This window comes from Mesorhizobium sp. J8 (genome assembly GCF_016591715.1).
Classification (GTDB): Bacteria; Pseudomonadota; Alphaproteobacteria; order Rhizobiales; family Rhizobiaceae; genus Mesorhizobium.
In genome coordinates this window covers 624025-640800 of record NZ_AP024109.1, presented here as the reverse complement: position 1 = coordinate 640800, position 16776 = coordinate 624025, and the positions used below count along the sequence as shown (strand labels likewise).

General features: G+C 64.5%; 14 protein-coding genes. 4 read left to right on the top strand and 10 right to left on the bottom strand.

What is annotated here, in order from left to right:
- Positions 1-60: 60 nt before the first annotated feature.
- Together MJ8_RS03060 and MJ8_RS03055 are read left to right on the top strand one after the other, a co-directional pair.
- The gene (locus MJ8_RS03060; protein ID WP_201413030.1) at positions 61-1140 is read left to right on the top strand and encodes an acyltransferase family protein; all 1080 of its coding nucleotides are present in this window, start codon (positions 61-63) and stop codon (positions 1138-1140) included.
- Positions 1141-1290: 150 nt separating this feature from the next.
- Positions 1291-2004 carry a metallophosphoesterase gene (locus MJ8_RS03055; RefSeq protein WP_225248114.1) on the top strand — a complete coding sequence of 238 codons (714 nt, stop codon included), beginning with the start codon at positions 1291-1293 and terminating at the stop codon, positions 2002-2004.
- Between the two features lie 55 nt (positions 2005-2059).
- Here the strand turns inward: MJ8_RS03055 and MJ8_RS03050 are convergent, their stop codons facing one another.
- The 6 genes from MJ8_RS03050 to MJ8_RS03025 all read right to left on the bottom strand — a co-directional run bounded on the left by MJ8_RS03050 (position 2060) and on the right by MJ8_RS03025 (position 9631).
- Positions 2060-4441, bottom strand: coding sequence for a polysaccharide biosynthesis tyrosine autokinase (locus MJ8_RS03050; protein ID WP_201413028.1), 2382 nt, complete (start codon positions 4439-4441; stop codon positions 2060-2062).
- A gap of 167 nt (positions 4442-4608) precedes the next feature.
- Complete coding sequence (galU, locus tag MJ8_RS03045; protein WP_201413027.1) at positions 4609-5505, bottom strand: UTP--glucose-1-phosphate uridylyltransferase GalU; 897 nt, start codon at positions 5503-5505, stop codon at positions 4609-4611.
- A gap of 23 nt (positions 5506-5528) precedes the next feature.
- Positions 5529-6515 carry a glycosyltransferase family 2 protein gene (locus MJ8_RS03040; RefSeq protein WP_201413026.1) on the bottom strand — a complete coding sequence of 329 codons (987 nt, stop codon included), beginning with the start codon at positions 6513-6515 and terminating at the stop codon, positions 5529-5531.
- Positions 6505-7446: a glycosyltransferase gene (locus tag MJ8_RS03035; RefSeq protein ID WP_201413025.1), complete on the bottom strand. Its 942-nt coding sequence runs from the start codon at positions 7444-7446 to the stop codon at positions 6505-6507. Before MJ8_RS03035 ends, MJ8_RS03040 begins: the two co-directional genes overlap by 11 nt.
- Complete coding sequence (locus tag MJ8_RS03030) at positions 7443-8456, bottom strand: glycosyltransferase family 2 protein (RefSeq protein WP_201413024.1); 1014 nt, start codon at positions 8454-8456, stop codon at positions 7443-7445. Before MJ8_RS03030 ends, MJ8_RS03035 begins: the two co-directional genes overlap by 4 nt.
- Positions 8456-9631, bottom strand: a complete 1176-nt coding sequence (locus tag MJ8_RS03025; protein ID WP_201413023.1) for a glycosyl transferase family 1 — start codon at positions 9629-9631, stop codon at positions 8456-8458. The genes MJ8_RS03030 and MJ8_RS03025 overlap by 1 nt, the downstream gene beginning before the upstream one ends.
- A gap of 196 nt (positions 9632-9827) precedes the next feature.
- Between MJ8_RS03025 and MJ8_RS03020 the strand changes: the two genes are divergently transcribed.
- Together MJ8_RS03020 and MJ8_RS03015 are read left to right on the top strand one after the other, a co-directional pair.
- Positions 9828-11324 (top strand): lipopolysaccharide biosynthesis protein, encoded by a 1497-nt coding sequence (locus MJ8_RS03020; RefSeq protein ID WP_201413022.1) that lies wholly within the window; start codon positions 9828-9830, stop codon positions 11322-11324.
- Positions 11325-11370: 46 nt separating this feature from the next.
- Complete coding sequence (locus tag MJ8_RS03015; protein ID WP_201413021.1) at positions 11371-12393, top strand: phosphoribosyltransferase; 1023 nt, start codon at positions 11371-11373, stop codon at positions 12391-12393.
- A 2-nt stretch (positions 12394-12395) separates the two neighbouring features.
- Here the strand turns inward: MJ8_RS03015 and MJ8_RS03010 are convergent, their stop codons facing one another.
- The 4 genes from MJ8_RS03010 to MJ8_RS02995 form a co-directional block, all read right to left on the bottom strand.
- Positions 12396-13475, bottom strand: a complete 1080-nt coding sequence (locus tag MJ8_RS03010) for a glycosyltransferase (protein ID WP_201413020.1) — start codon at positions 13473-13475, stop codon at positions 12396-12398.
- Between the two features lie 59 nt (positions 13476-13534).
- Positions 13535-14755, bottom strand: a complete 1221-nt coding sequence (locus MJ8_RS03005; protein ID WP_201413019.1) for a glycosyltransferase family 2 protein — start codon at positions 14753-14755, stop codon at positions 13535-13537.
- A gap of 93 nt (positions 14756-14848) precedes the next feature.
- Positions 14849-15292, bottom strand: coding sequence for a hypothetical protein (locus MJ8_RS03000; protein ID WP_201413018.1), 444 nt, complete (start codon positions 15290-15292; stop codon positions 14849-14851).
- 11 nt (positions 15293-15303) lie between these two features.
- Positions 15304-16752, bottom strand: a complete 1449-nt coding sequence (locus MJ8_RS02995) for a GMC oxidoreductase (RefSeq protein WP_201413017.1) — start codon at positions 16750-16752, stop codon at positions 15304-15306.
- Positions 16753-16776 lie beyond the last annotated feature (24 nt).

Below are 16776 nucleotides of genomic sequence, written 5' to 3'. Positions count from 1 at the left end.
GTTGTGCAACGCAGCAATAGACCTTAAACTTTGCTTGGGGGGCCATACCGAAGGCACGGCATGGCTCAGCACAAGACGACATTCGGCGGTGTCGACATCCTGCGTTTCCTGGCTGCCGTCATGGTGATGTTCTATCACTATGGCTTCTGGGTCTGGGCTTTTCCGGACGGCATTTCGGCGCGCGCCACCGGCGGCATCCCGCCGCATCCAGAAATGGCCTTCGCCGGCTCCGGCTGGGTCGGCGTGCAGGTGTTCTTCGTCATCAGCGGCTTCGTCATCGCCTTCAGCGCCGAGAACGCGACGCCGCTGAAATTCTTCGAGGCGCGCTTCAGGCGGCTGGTGCCGGCGGTCTGGATCTGCGCGCCGATCACGGCGATCGTCCTGCTTGTGACGGGCCTTTCCTGGCCGACGGATGCCGTGATCCGCCTTGTCCGCACGGGTCTGTTCGTGCCCTTCGAGCCATGGGTGGACAGCGTCTACTGGACGCTCGGCATCGAGATCGCATTCTATGCCATCGTCTGGGTCCTGCTGCGGCTCGGTCGCTTCGATTTGATGGAACCGGTCGCCATCGTCATCGGCCTCGTCAGCACATTGTTCTGGATCGGCTATTTCGCCCTCGGCTGGACCGGTTTCGCCGAGACGCGCTGGCTGCAGCTGACGCTGGTGCATCACGGCGCGTTCTTCGCCGTCGGCGTGCTTTTGTGGCTGATGCGCTTCAAGGCAACGACGCTGCCGCGCCTCGCCTTCACGGCCCTGTTCCTGTTCGCGGGCGCGCTGCAGATCGCCAGCTCGGTCGACGTGCACAGCCTCAAGGTCGGAGCCGCCATGCCTTACGCGGCACCGATCATCATCTTCCTCGCAGCGGTCGCGCTGATGGCGTGGTCGCTGCGCCTCGGCCTTTCCTGGCGCGGCTGGCGGCGGATCGGACTGATGACCTACCCGCTCTATCTGATCCACGACGTCGTCGGCGCGGCGATGCTCGGCGCCCTGATGCGCGCCGGCGTGCCCTATCTGGCCGCTATCCCCGCTGTCGGCGCCGCCATGATCGCGGTGAGCTGGCTGATCGCGGCTGAGGCCGAGCCACGCATCCGGCTGCTCTTCGACCACACGCTGTTCCGTTATCGGTTGAAGGCCGCCTGACGAGGCGACCGTCGATCGCGCGCCGGTGTGGAATTGTTTGCATTCGGCATGATATCGAGGCGCAGATCAGTGCAAGCAGCCGAGCCCCAATCCGTGTACCTTTTCCAACGATCGAGACGCCCTCGACCCGCGCCGCGCGAGCGCCTCGTCATGGATATGCGCGACGCGGTCGTCTACGCGATCGGCGACGTGCATGGCTGCCTCGACGAGCTGCGCGCGCTGGAAGGCAAGATCCAGCTCGATGCGCAGCGTTTCCGCGGCCGCAAGATCATCATCATGCTGGGCGACTATATCGACCGCGGGCCGCATTCGCGGCGCGTGATCGACCATCTGATGGCGCCGCCGCCGAAGGGCTTCCAGCGCATCTGCCTCGTGGGCAACCACGAGGTCGCGCTGCTGCTCTATCTGGATGGTCATCTCTCGCGTGAAACCTGGCTCGGCTATGGCGGCCGCGAGACCCTGTTCTCCTACGGCGTCGACCCTGACCGGCTGATAAGCCTCTACGGTTCGAGCGAGCAGGCGGACGCGCGCATACGCGAGGCCATTCCAGCCAGCCATGTCGACTTCCTGCGCACGCTGCCGGCGATGGTCTGCTCCGACCAATTCGTCTTCGTGCATGCCGGCATCCGGCCCGGTATCGCGCTCGAGGCTCAGGACGAAGGCGATCTCCTCAACATACGCGAGGAGTTCTTCCAGGCGGCGCATCGCCTCGACCGCTGGGTGGTGCACGGGCACACGATCGTCGACGCTCCGACACTCGACGGGCGCCGGCTCGATATCGACACCGGCGCCTTCCAGACGGGACGGCTGACCGCGCTCAGGATCGTCGGCAGATACGGCCGGCTGCTGTCGTCACAAGATTAGGGCGGCACGCGTTCCAGGCTGAGCCGCCCTATTGTTTTCCGAACGGAAAACCGCCTCAGGCTGCCTGCTTGGGGCGCTGCTCGGATTTTTCCAGATAGTAGCTCGAATAGCGGTCGAAGAACCTTTCCGAACCGCCGAGCGAGCCGTATTTGGCCAGCTTCTTCAGATCGACCTTGTTGAGCACCGCGCCGATCACCTTGTTGGCGATATAGGGTTCGGATTCCAGCATCGAGCGCACCATGTTGCGCGGCGTGCGGCCCCATTCGGTGACCAGGACGAAACTGTCGACCAGCGGGGCGAAGGCCTTGGCGTCGACGACGGGGCCGAGCGGCGGCAGGTCGACGATGATGTATTCGAACGTCTCCTTGGCATTCTCGATGAAGCGCCGCATGCCGGCCGAGCCCAGAAGCTCGCTGGTGTGCGAGAACTGGCCGCGCAGCACGGCGGGAATGATCGCAAGTTTGGTCTGGCGGTCGACCTTGCCGACCGACTGCCATGTCTGGCCGTTGACCACCGCCTCCATCAGGCCTTGCTCGGCCTCCATGCCGAGGCTGCGGCTCAAGCCCGGATTGCGCAGGTCGCCGTCGATGAGCAGGGTCTTGGCGCCGTTGGCGGCGAGCAGGCCGGCGAGATTCGCCGCCACCGTCGACTTGCCCTCCCCGGGCAGCACGGAGATGACCCCGATGACCCGGCTGCCGCGGTCTTCCATGACGACGTCGAAGGCGATCTTGGCGTTGCGCAGCGTCTCGGCGAACATCGATGCCGGGGCATCGATGCTGACACGCATGCGCGCCCGTTTCTCCGCCGCCGAAAGGCTCGCCACCTTGCCGTCGGCCGGCAGGTCGTCGGCCTTGGACTCCTTGGCCTTGCCGCCGCCGATCGTCGGCAGATAGCCGAGGAACTTCAGACCGACCCGGTCGCGGATGTCCTCACCCGTCCTGAAGAACCGCTCGTTGAACTCGTTGAGCCCGCCAAAGCCGGCGCCAAGCATCAGGCCGAGCACCAGCGACAGCGCCAGCACGCGCAAGGTGCGGGGGCTGGAGGCCGCGAGCGGCATCGTCGCGTCTGATATGATGCGGACCTTGCCGACCGGGAAGGACTGCTGCTGCGAGGCTTCCTCGTAGCGGCTGAGGAAGGTCTGATAAAGCGTGGTCAGCGCCTGGGCCTGCTGATCGAGCTCCTTCAGCTTGACCTGCGACTGGTTGTCGATCGAGCTCTTGCCTGCCTGGGCGGCGATCTTCTCCCTAAGCGCGGTCTCGCGCGCCTGCGCCACCTGGTAGTCGTTTCGATAGCTTTCGGTGATCTGCTTCAGCTGGCCGAAGATCTGCGCCGACACGTCGGCCTTCTCCTTGGCCAGCGCGACCGCCTGCGGATGATCCTTGCCGAAGTTGTTCTCGACGTCCTGCAGGCGCTTGGCGATCGCGAGATAACGGGTTTTCAGCGCGATGATGACCGAGCTGCTCGGCTGGTCGGCTGCTATCGCGGAATCGTTGAAGGCGCTTTCGGAGCCGCTGTCGACGATCGCCTTGTATTGCTGGTAGCGGGCGCTGGCCCTGGCGGTATCAGCCTGGGCGACGATGAGCTGCGCGTTGAGATCGGCGAGCTGCTTGTCGCTCAGCAACTGGCCGTCGCTGTTGGCGGAGAGCCCATGCTCGGCCCTGAACTTCTCGACCGCCATCGCAGCCTGCTGCGAGCTCTCGCGCAACTCGGTGAGCCGGCCCTGCAGCCACAAGGCGGCGCGCTCGGTGGCGTCGAAGCTGGCATTGAGCTGATCCGCCAGATAGGCGTCCGCATAGGCCTTGGTGATGGCCATGGCCAAAGCAGGATCCGGCGCCTGATAGCCGATGGAAATCACGTAGCTGCGGCCGTTGCGCTGCGCCAGCACCTCGCTCTGCAGCTTCAGCACGGCATAGTCGTGTGTCGCCGTCTTGATCATGGCTTGGCGCGTCGCCTCGTCGACATTCTCAATGCCAGGGATGTCGCCCGCCGAGCTGCCGCGGAAGTAGCTGACCAGGCCGCGCAGGAAGCCGATGCCCTTCGCCAGAGCCGATTGGGGCGGGTTCATGAACGCATCGTTCTGATCGAGCTTCAGCTTGTCGACCACCACCGATGCCAAGCGCGCGGAGGTGAGAATCTCGACCTGGCTGAGAAAGGAAGCATCGGTCTGAACGGTTTGCGACGCCGCCGAGATGTCGTCGACGACCTTGTTCAGACCCTCGTCGATCAGAACACTCGCCACGGACATATATTGCTTGGGCGTGGTCTGCAGATAGATCACACCCAGGAACAGACCGATGACGGCGCAGACCGCCACGACCTTGGCCTGTCGGGCGGCCATGCCAAGCAGGCGCTCGACATCGATGAAGTCTTCACCCTTTTCCTGATCGGTACTGGGCAATGGCATCCTCTTGTCGAGGGGGAAGTTGGCATAGTTCATAGTCGGTCCAATTCCAGGTTGCAGGCGCTATCGGCCTTGGTAGATCGGCGTCGTGACCAGAAAAGACCGCGCAACGTTGTTGCCAGGATGCGCCGGGCCGGAAGGCCCGGGCGCTGGAGTGGCTGTCGCGCCATCGCGAAACCGCATATGCACCCGAAAGATGGGCATTATGCGGCTACTTCCCGGCGCTCATGCGACCGGACAAATTGCTGCAGCATCTCGAAGACAGGACCCTTCATGTCGTCGCGGGCCAGCGCAAAGGCGATGGTGGCCTCGATGAAGCCCTCCTTGGAACCACAGTCGAACATGCGGCCATCGAAAGGCTGGGCATAGAAAGGCTGGCTCTGAGCCAGGCGCACCATGGCGTCGGTGAGTTGAATCTCGTTGCCGGCGCCGCGCTGCTGGTTGCCGAGCAGGGCAAAGATCTCCGGCTGCAGGACGTAGCGGCCGTTGATGTAGAAATTCGACGGCGCGTTGGCGGGCGCCGGCTTTTCGACCATCGCCGTGACCTTGAAGCCGGAACCGACCTCGTCGCCGCGGCCGACAATGCCGTATTTGCTGGTTTCGGCCGGGTCGCAGCGCTCGACGGCGATGACATTGCCGCCGGTGCGCTGGTAAAGGTCGACCGTCTCGGCAAGGCAGCCGCGCGTGCCGAACGACACCATGTCGGGAAGCAGCAGCGCGAAGGGCTCGTTGCCGATCACGTCGCGCGCGCACCAGACGGCGTGGCCTAGGCCCTGCGGCGACTGCTGGCGGATGAAGGAGGTGGCGCCGGCGACGGGCAACAGGCTTTCCAGCGATTCGAGCTGTGCCTTCTTGCCGGTCTGCTCCAGCGTGCCGATCAGTTCAGGGTGCAGGTCGAAATAGTCCTCGATGACCGCCTTGTTGCGGCCGGTGACGAAGACGATGTGCTCGATGCCGGCCTCGAACGCCTCGTCGACGGCATATTGCACGACGGGCTTGTCGACGACGGGCAGCATTTCCTTCGGCATCGACTTGGTCGCCGGCAGGAACCGCGTTCCGAGCCCCGCCACCGGGATGACTGCCTTCCTGACTTTCTGCATCTGGTCTTCCTTCTGAGAGATTTCTACCTGTCGCCGGCTATCAAATCGCCAGCATGCTTTATCTCCCCACCCCCACGGCGAAGCTGCGCCGCAACCCTTTTGAGCCGGACCGCGATAGGCATGCTCAAATGCCCGATCGCGGCCGGATCCCTGAGCGCCGCGCCGATCGCCTTGATCGGCGCGCGCGCCTTGATGTGCTGAACCAGGGACAGGAACGACGACGCCTTGCGCAGGCTGCGGCCACGCCTGGCGAAGGCCGCCTTCGCGCTGCTGTCCATGGGATATGCCGCAGCGAAGGCGGCGTCGGCATGCGTCATCGCCTCGACGTGATGCAGGTCGAGCACCCGCGAGATCGAGCCGGTACGGATATGATAGACATAGCCGACGGTCGGCTCGACCACGCAGCGGCCGCCGCTGGCCAGCGCGCTGGCCAGAAGAATGTAGTCCTCGCCGATGCGCAGCTTCTCGTCGTAGCGCAGCCTGTTGTCGTCGAGGAAGCGGCGCTGGAAGATCGGCTTGAGATAGCCGAGATTGAAGCGCGATTCGAAGACCAGATTGCCGTCGATGTAGTCGGCCAGCGAGATTTCGCGCAGGCTTTCGAGATAGCTGGCCGGAAACATGGTGTCGTCGGGCGTGCCGTCCTCGCGCACGACCTGGACATTGTCGACCGCAATCTGGGCACCCGCCGCTTCGGCGCGGGAGATCATCATGGCCAGGCGGTCGGGAAGGACCGCATCGTCGGAATCCAGCACCGCCACCCAGCGGCCCCTGGCCAGGTCGAGGCCGGCATTGCGGGCGCCGCCCGGACCACGATTGGCCGGCAGCGCCACCACCTTGACGATATCTTGCGGATAGGCGCGCGCCACATCGAGCGTGCCGTCGCGCGACTGGTCGTCGACGACGATGACCTCGACGGTCACGCCGAGTTGCGCGATCGCGCCGGCAATGGCGCGGTCGAGGGTGGCCTCCGCATTATAGGCGGCAATGACGAAGCTGACGTCAGGCTGCACGCTTGTTCCCTTGTTCTGGCGACGTGAGGCCGTATTGGCGGATTTCGCGGACGCCGACCAAACCGCTGACGACGCCAACGTGCATAATGCCGCGCAGCACGCTGCGGTTCCGCCGCACCGGGCTGATCGCGGTCAAAATCGCCATGCCGAAACAGTAGGCGGCCTTGGCCGAAGCCAGCCCGATCTGGCCGGCGCGGCGTATGCCGCCAGCGCCGCGCCCGATCAGATGGCCATGCGTCTGGCCGAAGCGGAAGCGGCGGCGGCGCAGCCAGTCGAACGCGGCCCTGGCGCGCGGCACGACCTCATCGACGAAGGCATTAGGCGCAAAGGCGATACGTCCGCCGGCCTTGACCATGGCGTCGAAGAATTCGGTGTCCTCGCCGCCGGTCTGGCCGCGCGCCAGGCTGAAGCGCCGGCCGCGCAGGCTTGCATCGGCCGTTCTGAGCAGGACGTTGCAGGTGTAGCCGGTGCGGATCTCGCCGCGCACCCAGACCGGCAAGGTGGAATGGAAATCACCCTTCCGCATCCAGTCCGGCGCGTCCTGGCGATAATGCGCCCGCACTGGACCGAGCACCGCCGCGGCACCCGTAGCGTCGGCCGCCGCAATCAACTCGACCAGCCAGGAGGGCGACGCCGTCTCGTCGTCGTCGATGAAGGCGACGAAGTCCGACACGCTGGCGTCGAGGCAAGCGTTGCGGGCGATCGAGATGTTGCGCGCCGGCGCGTGGCGGTAACGGACCGGCAGCTTCAGCTCTTCGGCCAAAGCCTTCACCAGCTTCTGCGCGCTGGGCTCATCGTCATTGTCGGCAATGACGATGCCTATCTCCAGTCCCGCCGGCTTCTCCAGCGCAGCGACGGAGCGCAGCGTGTCGGCCAGCTCCGGCCGGCGGAAGGTGCAGATGCAGATGTCGATCGAGCGGCCGGCCATCATGCCACCTTGCGCTGCAAGCGGGACGTCAAAAGCTGCTGCCAGAAGCCGACGGACCAGCCGAAATGCATAACCATCGCCGAGACGCCGGCGAGCGCTATGCCGGCGTTGCGCTGGCGTAGCGCCGCCACCAGGCCGTAACTGAGGCACACCGCCGCCCACAAAAGGAAAGGCACCGCCGCCAGCCAGTGGACGAAGGAGAACAGGGCGAGCAGCACTACGGGCGCAACCAGCAGCGGAACCATCTGCCGGACCTTCGGCACCATACGGTGCTTCAGTACGTTCCTGGCGCGGCCGCGGCCATAGCCGAGATACTGGAAATAGAGGCTCTTCAGCGTCGAGCGCGGATAGTAGACCATCTGCGTCCTGCCGCTCATCCAGACGCGATAGCCGGCCTGGCGGAGCCGATAGTCGAGCTCGGCGTCCTCGTTGTGGCTGAAGCTCTCGTCATAGCCACCGACATGCCGGAAGGCGGCGACGCGCATCAGCGCGTGGTGGCCGTGGTCGACCCATTCGCCCTCGGACATGTGACGGTGCTTCGAGCCGCCGGTGCCGAGCTTGGAGTTCTGCGCCGCCGCGACCGCTTTCTGCACGGCGCCGGTGCCGGCGGTCAGCATCGAAACGACGACCGAATCGGCGCCGGTCGCAAGCGCATCCTCAACCAGCCGGTCGCAGTAATCGTCCGGATAGCCGCCATGCGCGTCGATGCGGATAAGGTAGTCGGCGCCTTCGCCGAGACTCGCCACCGCGAGATTGATGGCGGCGCTCTGGAGGCGCTTCGGATTGGCAAGCAGGATCACCCGGGGATCCTTCGCCACGATGTTTTCTACGATGGCCTGCGTGCCGTCGGTGCTGCCGCCGTCGGCGACGACGATGCGGCCGCCGAGCCGTGCCGCCGCGGGCCGCAATTGGTCGAGCAGGCCGCCGATATGGGCTGCCTCGTTGAGGCAGGGAATGACGATCAGGATCGACGGGATAGCCTGCGTCACTGGTTCCTGTGCGCCCCCTGCCATCACGCCGCGGCCTCCGTCGTCGCAAAATTTGAACGCATGGCGGCAAGGCCGCGCAGCTTTTCGACGAAAGCCGCGCAATCGCTGCGGTCGTAGCTCCAGGTCCTTGGATTGCGCGCCAGCACCCGCGACTTCAGGCCGCGATAGCGGTCCTGATCCATCCGGCCGAGCATCGCTTCGATGCCCTCGGGCGTCGCCTCGGACAGGAGCACGCCGATGTCCTGCCGCTTCAGGAACCGGCCGGTCTCGGTACCCGCCATCGAGATCGGCACGGCGCCAAAGCGGCAGCCTTCATAGAGACGGTTAGGAAGCAGCCATTCGGAATTCTGGCCGGCCTCGAAGAAATCGATCGCCCAGGAGAAATGCACTTGCCCGTAGATTGCCGCCATATCCTCCGGATTGCGGTAAGGGCCGCCGAATGAAAGCCACGGCTCGGCCTCGACGAAACCGTGAAAGTCCGGGAATTCGGACAGCGCCGGACGGCCCCTCAGCACCACCTCGAAGCGTCCCGCCTGCCGGCGGGTGAACTCGGCCAGCAGCTCCAACGAGCGGCGGCAGCGCAGCGCGCCAAACCAGCCGATACGCCAGGGCGGTGACGCCGGGCTGTCGTCCTCGAAAGAATGCACCGCCGCAACCGGCGCGGTCTCGAAATATTTGTTCTCGAGCAGCTCGACGGGCGCGACGATCTGCCCGAAAGGCTCGAAATAATTGGCGATGAAGGCCGGCGAGCTCGTCACCAGAAGCTTCACGTCGCGGGCGAGGTGGCGTTCGGCGCCGCGCAGCGTCCTGCCGACGAAATCGTCGCGCAATACCAGGCGATGGATGTCGAGGCATTCATAAACGATCGGCACATTCGTCCCAAGCGCGCCATTGGCGCGGCGGGCCAGTGCCAGCATCTCGAGGTTGCGCGCGATGATGAGATCGGGTGTGCGCATGGCGCCCAGCTTCGCGCCGATCGACATCGCGGCCTTGGCGACTGCGCCGAGGCGTTGCGCGAATCGGCCGTCGCGCGTCGCGCCGAGGTCGACAGGTTCGATGCCTTCGATCTCGGCGACCGGGCTGGTGGTGCGGCGGAACCCCGCCAGGGTGACCCCGGCGCCGCCTGCCTTGAGCATCTGAACCCTCCGGCGCACTGCCGGGTCGGATACGTCATGCACAAGGTACAAGACATGCAGCATGTAACTCGACCGCTGTTGGGCCCACCCATCGGGGATGCTAGTACAGCTTTTGCTGCATCGCAACAATTTTGGTGCGGCGAAGCAAATACCCGCACAATTTTTGTTGCACTGCAAAAACTTCTTGCGGTACCTTATCCATGGCGGCGGGCGCCGGTCGCGACGATGTCGGACCGATGCAAGATCAGGGATCCTGAGTTTGGAAACCAGTGCATTCGATCCGCCTGAGGGCTCTCTGCGCAAGTCGGTCGGACGCGGCGCGGTCGTCACCGCGGTCGCGCAAGGCGTGCGGGTGGCGACGCAGATCATCTCCGTCATCGTGCTGTCGCGCTTGTTGTCGCCGCAGGATTTCGGCGTCGTGGCGATGTGCGCGCCGGTGCTTGCCTTCATCGCGCTATTCCAGGATTTCGGCCTGACCCAGGCGACGATCCAGAAGAGCGGCATCCGCCATGAAGAGGTCAACTACCTGTTCTGGATCAACGTGGCGGTGAGCGCGGTGCTCGCCTGCATACTCGCGGCTTCCGCGCCGCTGGTCGCCGCCTTCTATAGCGAGCCGCGCGTGACGGGCCTCGTCGCCGCCTTCGGCCTGCAGATCATAGCCTATGGCCTTGGAGCCCAGCACGTGGCGCTGCTGACGCGCCGCATGGAGTTCACGCGGCTGGCCGTCATCGACATCGCCAGCGCGATCGTCGGCGTCGCCGTCTCGATCGTCTGGACCTTCATCGATCGCTCCTATTGGGCGCTTTTCGCCGGCACGCTGGCAAGCGCCGTGCTGCCGACGCTGTGCTACTGGTACTCCTCGCGCTGGCGTCCAGGCCTGCCGCGCAAGGTCGACGGCATCGGCGCGCTGATCAATTTCGGGGCCGGCATCACCGGCTTCAACTTCGCCAATTTCTTCGCCCGCAACCTCGACAACGTGCTGATCGGCAAATACTGGGGCGAGGCACAGCTCGGCCTCTATGACCGCGCCTACAAGCTTCTGCTTTTCCCGCTCAGCCAGATCACCAACCCGCTGGCGAAGGTGATGGTGCCGGCGCTGTCGCGATTGAAGGACGAGCCGGACCGCTATCGCAGCGCCTATCTGCGCGTCATGCCGCTGATCCTCCTGGTGGCGCTTCCCGGTGTCGCCTTCGCCGCCGCCATGTCGGACACGCTCATCCCCTTCGTGCTCGGCGAGCAATGGCGGGGAAGCGCGCCGATCTTCCTGGCACTGGGCTTCGCCGGATTGCTGCAGCCGCTCAACAACCCCGCGGGATGGCTGTTCGTAAGCCAGGGCCGTTCGGGCGACTTCATGCGCTGGGGCATCGTCACCGCCGTGACCTCGGTGCTGGCCTTCGCCATCGGCCTTCCCTACGGCGCGCTCGGCGTCGCGGTCGCCTATGCGGTCAGCGAATATATGCGCACGCCCTTCCTGTGGCTCTATGTCGGCAGGCACGGACCGCTCAAGGCCAGCCATGTGCTTCACGCGGCGCTGCCTTTCGTGCTTGGCGCGCATCTGGCATTCGGCGCGGTCTGGCTCGCCAAGCCGATGCTGCAGGCGCCGCCCGTGGTCGCGCTGGCCGGCGGCGCGGCGCTCTCCTATGTCGCGACCATTGTCGTCGCGCTTGCCTTCAGCGCCGGCCGCGAAGCGCTTCGCGAGGCCTTGCGGCTGATACCGGCAAGAGGGTTCCTCGCAGCCCCCAGCGGGGCGAAATGAGACCACGCGGCTCACGACACGCCGACCTTAGGACAGGGATAACCGCATGAACTATCGATCGATTTCAGACATGAACGACGCGATCCTGCGCAACCTGCACCGGTTGCCGCGCGACATCGACCTGGTCGTCGGCGTGCCGAGGAGCGGCATCCTCGCCGCGACGCTGGTCAGCCTGACGGCGAACATCCCGATGACCGATCTCGACAGTTTCCTGGCCGGCCGGATCTACACGTCCGGGATCACGAAGCGCTGGGCGGGCCTCGACAGGCAGGCATCAGAGATGCGCAAGATCCTGATCATCGACGACAGCATCATCGGCGGCACCGCCATGCGCAACGCACGCGAAAAAATCGCCGCCAGCGGCATCGAGGGCGATTTCATCTTCGCCGCCGTCTTCGGCCTCTCGCTGCAGCATGAGGAAACCGACATCGTCTTCGAGGCCGTGCCGCATCCCAGGATGTTCCAGTGGAATTTCATGCACCATGTCTTCCTCGAGCAATGCTGCGTCGACATTGACGGCGTGCTCTGCCTCGATCCGGCCGAGGACGAAAACGACGACGGCCCCGCCTACGAGAAATTCCTCGCCGAGGCGCGGCCGCTGCTCGGGCCGACCCGGAAGATCGGCTGGCTGGTGACGAGCCGGCTGGAAAAATACCGCAAGCTGACCGAGGCTTGGCTCGCCGGGCACAACATCAGATACGACCATCTCATCATGCTCGACCTGCCCAACAAGGCAGAGCGGCAGCGGCTCGGCGCGCATGGCAGCTTCAAGGCCGAGTTCTACCGCAAGTCGGACGCCATCCTGTTCATCGAGAGCGAGCATGAGCAGGCGCAGAGGATCGCCAAGCTCTCGGGTAAGCCGGTGCTGTGCGTCGAAACCAACATGATGAACCTGCCCGACCCGATTTCGCTGCCGGCGCTGCAGCAGGCGGCGCGCAACCTTCCGGCGCGGCTCAGGCAGATCAATTCGTCCGACGGGCGAAAGCAGGCCGTCAAGGCGACGGCGCGCGCCTTGCTCGGCGAGCGCGGCTATGAAGCGCTGAAGAACCGGGTGAAGCGCCCGGCTTAGAGCTACGCGGCGCGGCGAACGCCTTGCCGGGCCGCCCTTTCGAGGAGGTCCAGAAACACAACCAGCTGCCGCGCGGGATCGAGCTCCGGACGCTTGGAGAAGGTAAGAGCCGCAGCCGAAAGCCGCTCGTATTCCTGGCGGTCGTTCCACAGGCGCTCCACCGCGGAGGCCCAATCAGCGAGCGGAGCGTCGTAGTCGAGCACCACACCGCCGGGGCCGATGGCTTCGGGCAGGCCACCGCGCCTCGATCCGACGACCGGGATGCCGCTGCAATGCGCCTCGGACGCCACGCGGCCCCAGGCTTCCTCCCATTTGCTCGGGGCAAGCAGGATTTTGGTGCGGCCATAGACCGTCTTCATGTCGTTGGTGCGGTTTTCGAGCTTGATATTCGAGAATGGCGCAATGGTCTTCTCGACGCGCGCGCGATGGTCGTCGTCCAGCTTCCAGCTTTCCACGAAGAGGAAGGGGATCTCCGGACAAGCGCCCGCGATCTTGACCGCCAGATCGAAACCCTTCTCCTCATAGGGATTGATCATGGTGACGAATTCGCCGGTCGTGTGCGTGCAATAGAGGGCGTCGTTGATGGTCGGCGGAAGCACGATGGATTCGATGCCGAATTTTTCCCTGTAGGTGCGCGCGGTGAATTCCGAATTGGCGATGTACAAGGCCGAACCGAGCTCGCGCGGATCGCCGGCGAGCTCGTGGAATTCGACATTGTGGAGATAGACGACCAGCGGCACGCCTTCGGCGAGGAGCGCCTTTCCGAGCGGGACGGATTTGTGGCACTGCACGACGGCGACGTCGGGCCTGGTTTTGCTGACGGCGAAGCCGGCCGCGTCCCAGGGGAACCAGGCGCGTATCACCGGGTAGCCCGGAAAATTGTCGACCACCGCCGGCTGCCGCAGCAGCTTCATCTTGGCGCGCGCCTTGAAGCCGAACATGCCGTCGCCGAACAGCGAGGCCAGGACCGACGCCTGGTGGCCATGCTCGATCAGCTGTTCGACCAGATGATGGGTGTTGGATTGCACGCCGCCGGTGAACTCGGGGATGTATCCGTTGCCGCTTGCGAAAAGCACTTTCATCGTTCGGCTCCTAATTCGGTCCGGCGTTGTCCGGCAGCCCGGCGCTCAATTGTAGGCCGTCAGCTTGCGCCGCGCTGCAACGGAAGCTTCGACGTCATTGCCCGACAGAGGCGACTGACCGAGCCTGAAAGAGACAGCGTCGAGTACTCCCGCAAAAGCTTCGACGCTGGAACGAGTTTTCCCGCCTTCAAATCGCGGGCGAGGAAATAGGGGAAAGAGTGCATGTACTCCCTGACGATGTCGGCCTTCAGCGGACCCGCCTTCCATCCTTTCACCGCCGAGACGAATGCGTCGGCGGTGGCGGACGCCAGGCCCGTGTCATAGGCTTCGAAGGTGCGCCGCACGATGGCGCGCTCCTTGTCGCTGAGCGAGGTCTTTCCGGCTCGCTCGGCAAGCTGGGCGTAGCGGCGGATGTCCGCGGCCGCGTGGTGCCATAGGCCCTTCCTGGCCATGATGCTCGAGCGCTGCAGCAGCGCCTGCATCTCGAGATCGGCCGTCTTCGGCAAGGCCTGTTCCGAGCGATCGAGATATTCGTGGAGATCGACCGACTTGTAGATCTCCTCCATGATCACGCGGTCGTACGAGCCCCAGGCCTTTATCCGGTCGGTATAGGAAATCACGACCTTGGTGCTGCCGCGGACCATGTCGTGCTGGCGCTGGAAGAACATCAGGCCCTCGACCCGGATTGCCTTGAACCGGCGAGCGAGCCTCAGCATCATCTCATAGTCCTGCGACCGGACCAGGGTCTCGTTGAAGCCTCCCACCTCGTCATAGCATTCGCGGCGCACCAGGAGACCGGGTTGGTGGACGTGGCAATATTCGAGGTGGGACGGGAAGAAATTGTCCTGGGTGACGTGGCCGAAGGCGACGATCTCGTAGTCCTCCTCCTCGATCTGGGCCGAGCGCTGGAAGCGCGCATATTCGCCGAAAGCGAAATCGGCGTCCGGTTCCCGCTCGAAGGCGGCGAGAAACCGTTCCAGCGCCGTCGGGTGCGCGACGTCGTCGTCGTCGAATATCCAGACGAAATCGCCCGTGCAGTGCTTCAGGGCGAAATTCAGCGCCGTCGACTTGCCGCCATTCTCCTTGCGGTAATATTCCACCGGCGCCGGGAAAGCGGCCGCTACCGCGGCGGTGTTGTCCGTCGAGCCATCATCGACGATTAGTATCTGATCCGGCGCCACAGTCTGCCGCAGCAGGCTGTCGATGGCTTCGGGCAGGAATTTTTCACGATTGAAGGTGGGGACGATGACGGTGACCGTCGGTTTGCGCTGCACAGCCATTTGCGACCTCATGCTGAAGCAATTCCAGGAAAACCATTAGACGGTTTTGCGTCCGGAATTGCGTGAAAACAAAGGACTTCCGTTCCGCCTGCCTTACGCATTCTGCAGCTCCAGATCGGCGAAGGGATTGGTGCATGGATGCCAGCCGGTGAAGCGGACCGGATCGTCGGGCGAGCTGCGCCAGGCGTAATCGGTCAGCATGTGGAACTCGGCGATGACCCAGCGATCGAAGTGGCGCAGATCGCGCCGTTTGTCCTGCGGCAGCAGCTCGCGCGCCTTGCCGAGCTTCACCGTTTCGGCCAGCGTCACCACGTCCGCCACCTTGGCGCTCGGGAATATCCAGGGGTTGCGGTTCTGAAACTCGAGCACGAATTGCTGCAGGTGCTCGATGCGCATGTTGAGCGGACCGAAATATTTCTCCAGCGTGACGCGAACCAGGTCCTCGTCCGAGAAGGACGAGACGGCGGCAGCGGCGATACCCGTCGAGGCAATGCCGCCGGCGACGATGGCGAGTGCGGTGCGGCGTGTGATCTTCATCGGCCCCTCCCTCATGCCGCCAGCTTCCCCGCCGCCCGCAAGGACAGGGCAGCCGCGGTCAGGCTTGGATTGGCGCAGGAACAGCTCGGATAGGTGCTGGTGCCGACGACCACGAGGTTCCTGAGCTGGTGATGGATCATGTCGCGGTCGACCACGGAATCGGCCGGGCCTGTGCCCATGCGCAGCGTACCCTGCACGTGAGATTCCGTCGGCCTTATGCCGCGATCGAAAATCTGCTCGACCGGCAGCGGCTTGAGCAGCTCCGGCAGCCTTTCCAGCGCTTTCGCCATGCCCTTGGTGGCATAGTCAGACGCGCCCTTGAAGCTGACGAAGGCGTTCTCGTTCTTGTCGAGGATGACGCGGTTTTCAGGATCGAGCAGGTTCTCGGTGACGATGACCAGCGGCAGCACCTGCCGCAGCCTGCCCTTCTCGGCGCGCATACCGTGCTGCCAGCGATTCTCGAAATAGACGAGCGCCGCCGCATGCTCGGCCCGGTGCGGCCCGTCGTAAAGGCCGAAATTGAGGCCGGTGGTGATGGTCGAGCCGTCGAAATTGTCGACGCCGCCGAGATAGGCCTCGTAATTCCAGCCATAGGATTCGTGCAGGCCCAAGCCGACGAACTCGCCGCCAAGTCCGGAGCGCAGCATGATCGCGGGGCTCTGTATGGCATTGGCGCCAAGGATGAAGAGATCGCCGCCGACTGAATATTCCTTGCCGTCCCGCACGAAGGCGACGGAGCGGACCGCACCGCCGGCATGGTCGAACCGGCGTACCTCAGCGCCGAGGCAAACCGAGACGTCGGGATGCTGGAAGACATGCATCAGGCCGTTGTTGACGGTGAACTTGGCATCCGCCGGACACAACCAGCATCTCAAATTGGCGCAGCACGAAGCGCGCTGCGGCGTCGCCACCCGCGCCCGGGCGGTCGGCATGACGAAGTGCTGATCCGGCTGCGCCGCCTTCATCATACGGTCGGGCGTCGACATGCGATGCGGCGGCTGCGGAAACGGTCGCGAGCGCGGCAGCATCCGCGCCATGTCGGGATCGCCGGAGATCGACATGATTTCCTCGGCGTCGCCATAGAACGGCTCAAGCTCGTCATAGCTGATCGGCCAGTCGTTGCCGACGCCATAGGTGCTCTTCAGCCTGAAGTCGTTTGGATGGAAACGCGGCGTCTGCGCGAACCAGCAATTGGTGCCGCCGCCGAGGCCGATCGTGTAATTCCACGGCTTGTCGGGATTGTCCGTATCGTAGGTGCTCTCGTCGTCTATGTCGGTGTTGGCGTTCTGGCTGAGCTGCCACTCATGCGTATTGTGGCGGCCCCATTCGAGCACGAGGACGCGGGCTTTGCGCCGCTTCAGGAATTCGTGCAGGAAGAAGGACGACCCGAAGCCGGATCCGATGACGACGAGATCGAAATGCTCGCTGGCGATTTGTTCGGGCCGAACGTCCAGCACCATCAGATCGAACCCTCCTGCTTCACG

Coding starts and splice junctions, on each gene's coding strand:
- MJ8_RS03010 (WP_201413020.1), bottom strand. CDS start 13,475: ATGAAAGTGCTTTTCGCAAGCGGCAACGGATACATCCCCGAGTTCACC.
- MJ8_RS03030 (WP_201413024.1), bottom strand. CDS start 8,456: ATGGCAGGGGGCGCACAGGAACCAGTGACGCAGGCTATCCCGTCGATC.
- MJ8_RS03055 (WP_225248114.1), top strand. CDS start 1,291: ATGGATATGCGCGACGCGGTCGTCTACGCGATCGGCGACGTGCATGGC.
- MJ8_RS03005 (WP_201413019.1), bottom strand. CDS start 14,755: ATGGCTGTGCAGCGCAAACCGACGGTCACCGTCATCGTCCCCACCTTC.
- MJ8_RS03000 (WP_201413018.1), bottom strand. CDS start 15,292: ATGAAGATCACACGCCGCACCGCACTCGCCATCGTCGCCGGCGGCATT.
- MJ8_RS03015 (WP_201413021.1), top strand. CDS start 11,371: ATGAACTATCGATCGATTTCAGACATGAACGACGCGATCCTGCGCAAC.
- MJ8_RS02995 (WP_201413017.1), bottom strand. CDS start 16,752: ATGGTGCTGGACGTTCGGCCCGAACAAATCGCCAGCGAGCATTTCGAT.
- MJ8_RS03035 (WP_201413025.1), bottom strand. CDS start 7,446: ATGATGGCCGGCCGCTCGATCGACATCTGCATCTGCACCTTCCGCCGG.
- MJ8_RS03025 (WP_201413023.1), bottom strand. CDS start 9,631: ATGCTGCATGTCTTGTACCTTGTGCATGACGTATCCGACCCGGCAGTG.
- galU (WP_201413027.1), bottom strand. CDS start 5,505: ATGCAGAAAGTCAGGAAGGCAGTCATCCCGGTGGCGGGGCTCGGAACG.
- MJ8_RS03050 (WP_201413028.1), bottom strand. CDS start 4,441: ATGAACTATGCCAACTTCCCCCTCGACAAGAGGATGCCATTGCCCAGT.
- MJ8_RS03060 (WP_201413030.1), top strand. CDS start 61: ATGGCTCAGCACAAGACGACATTCGGCGGTGTCGACATCCTGCGTTTC.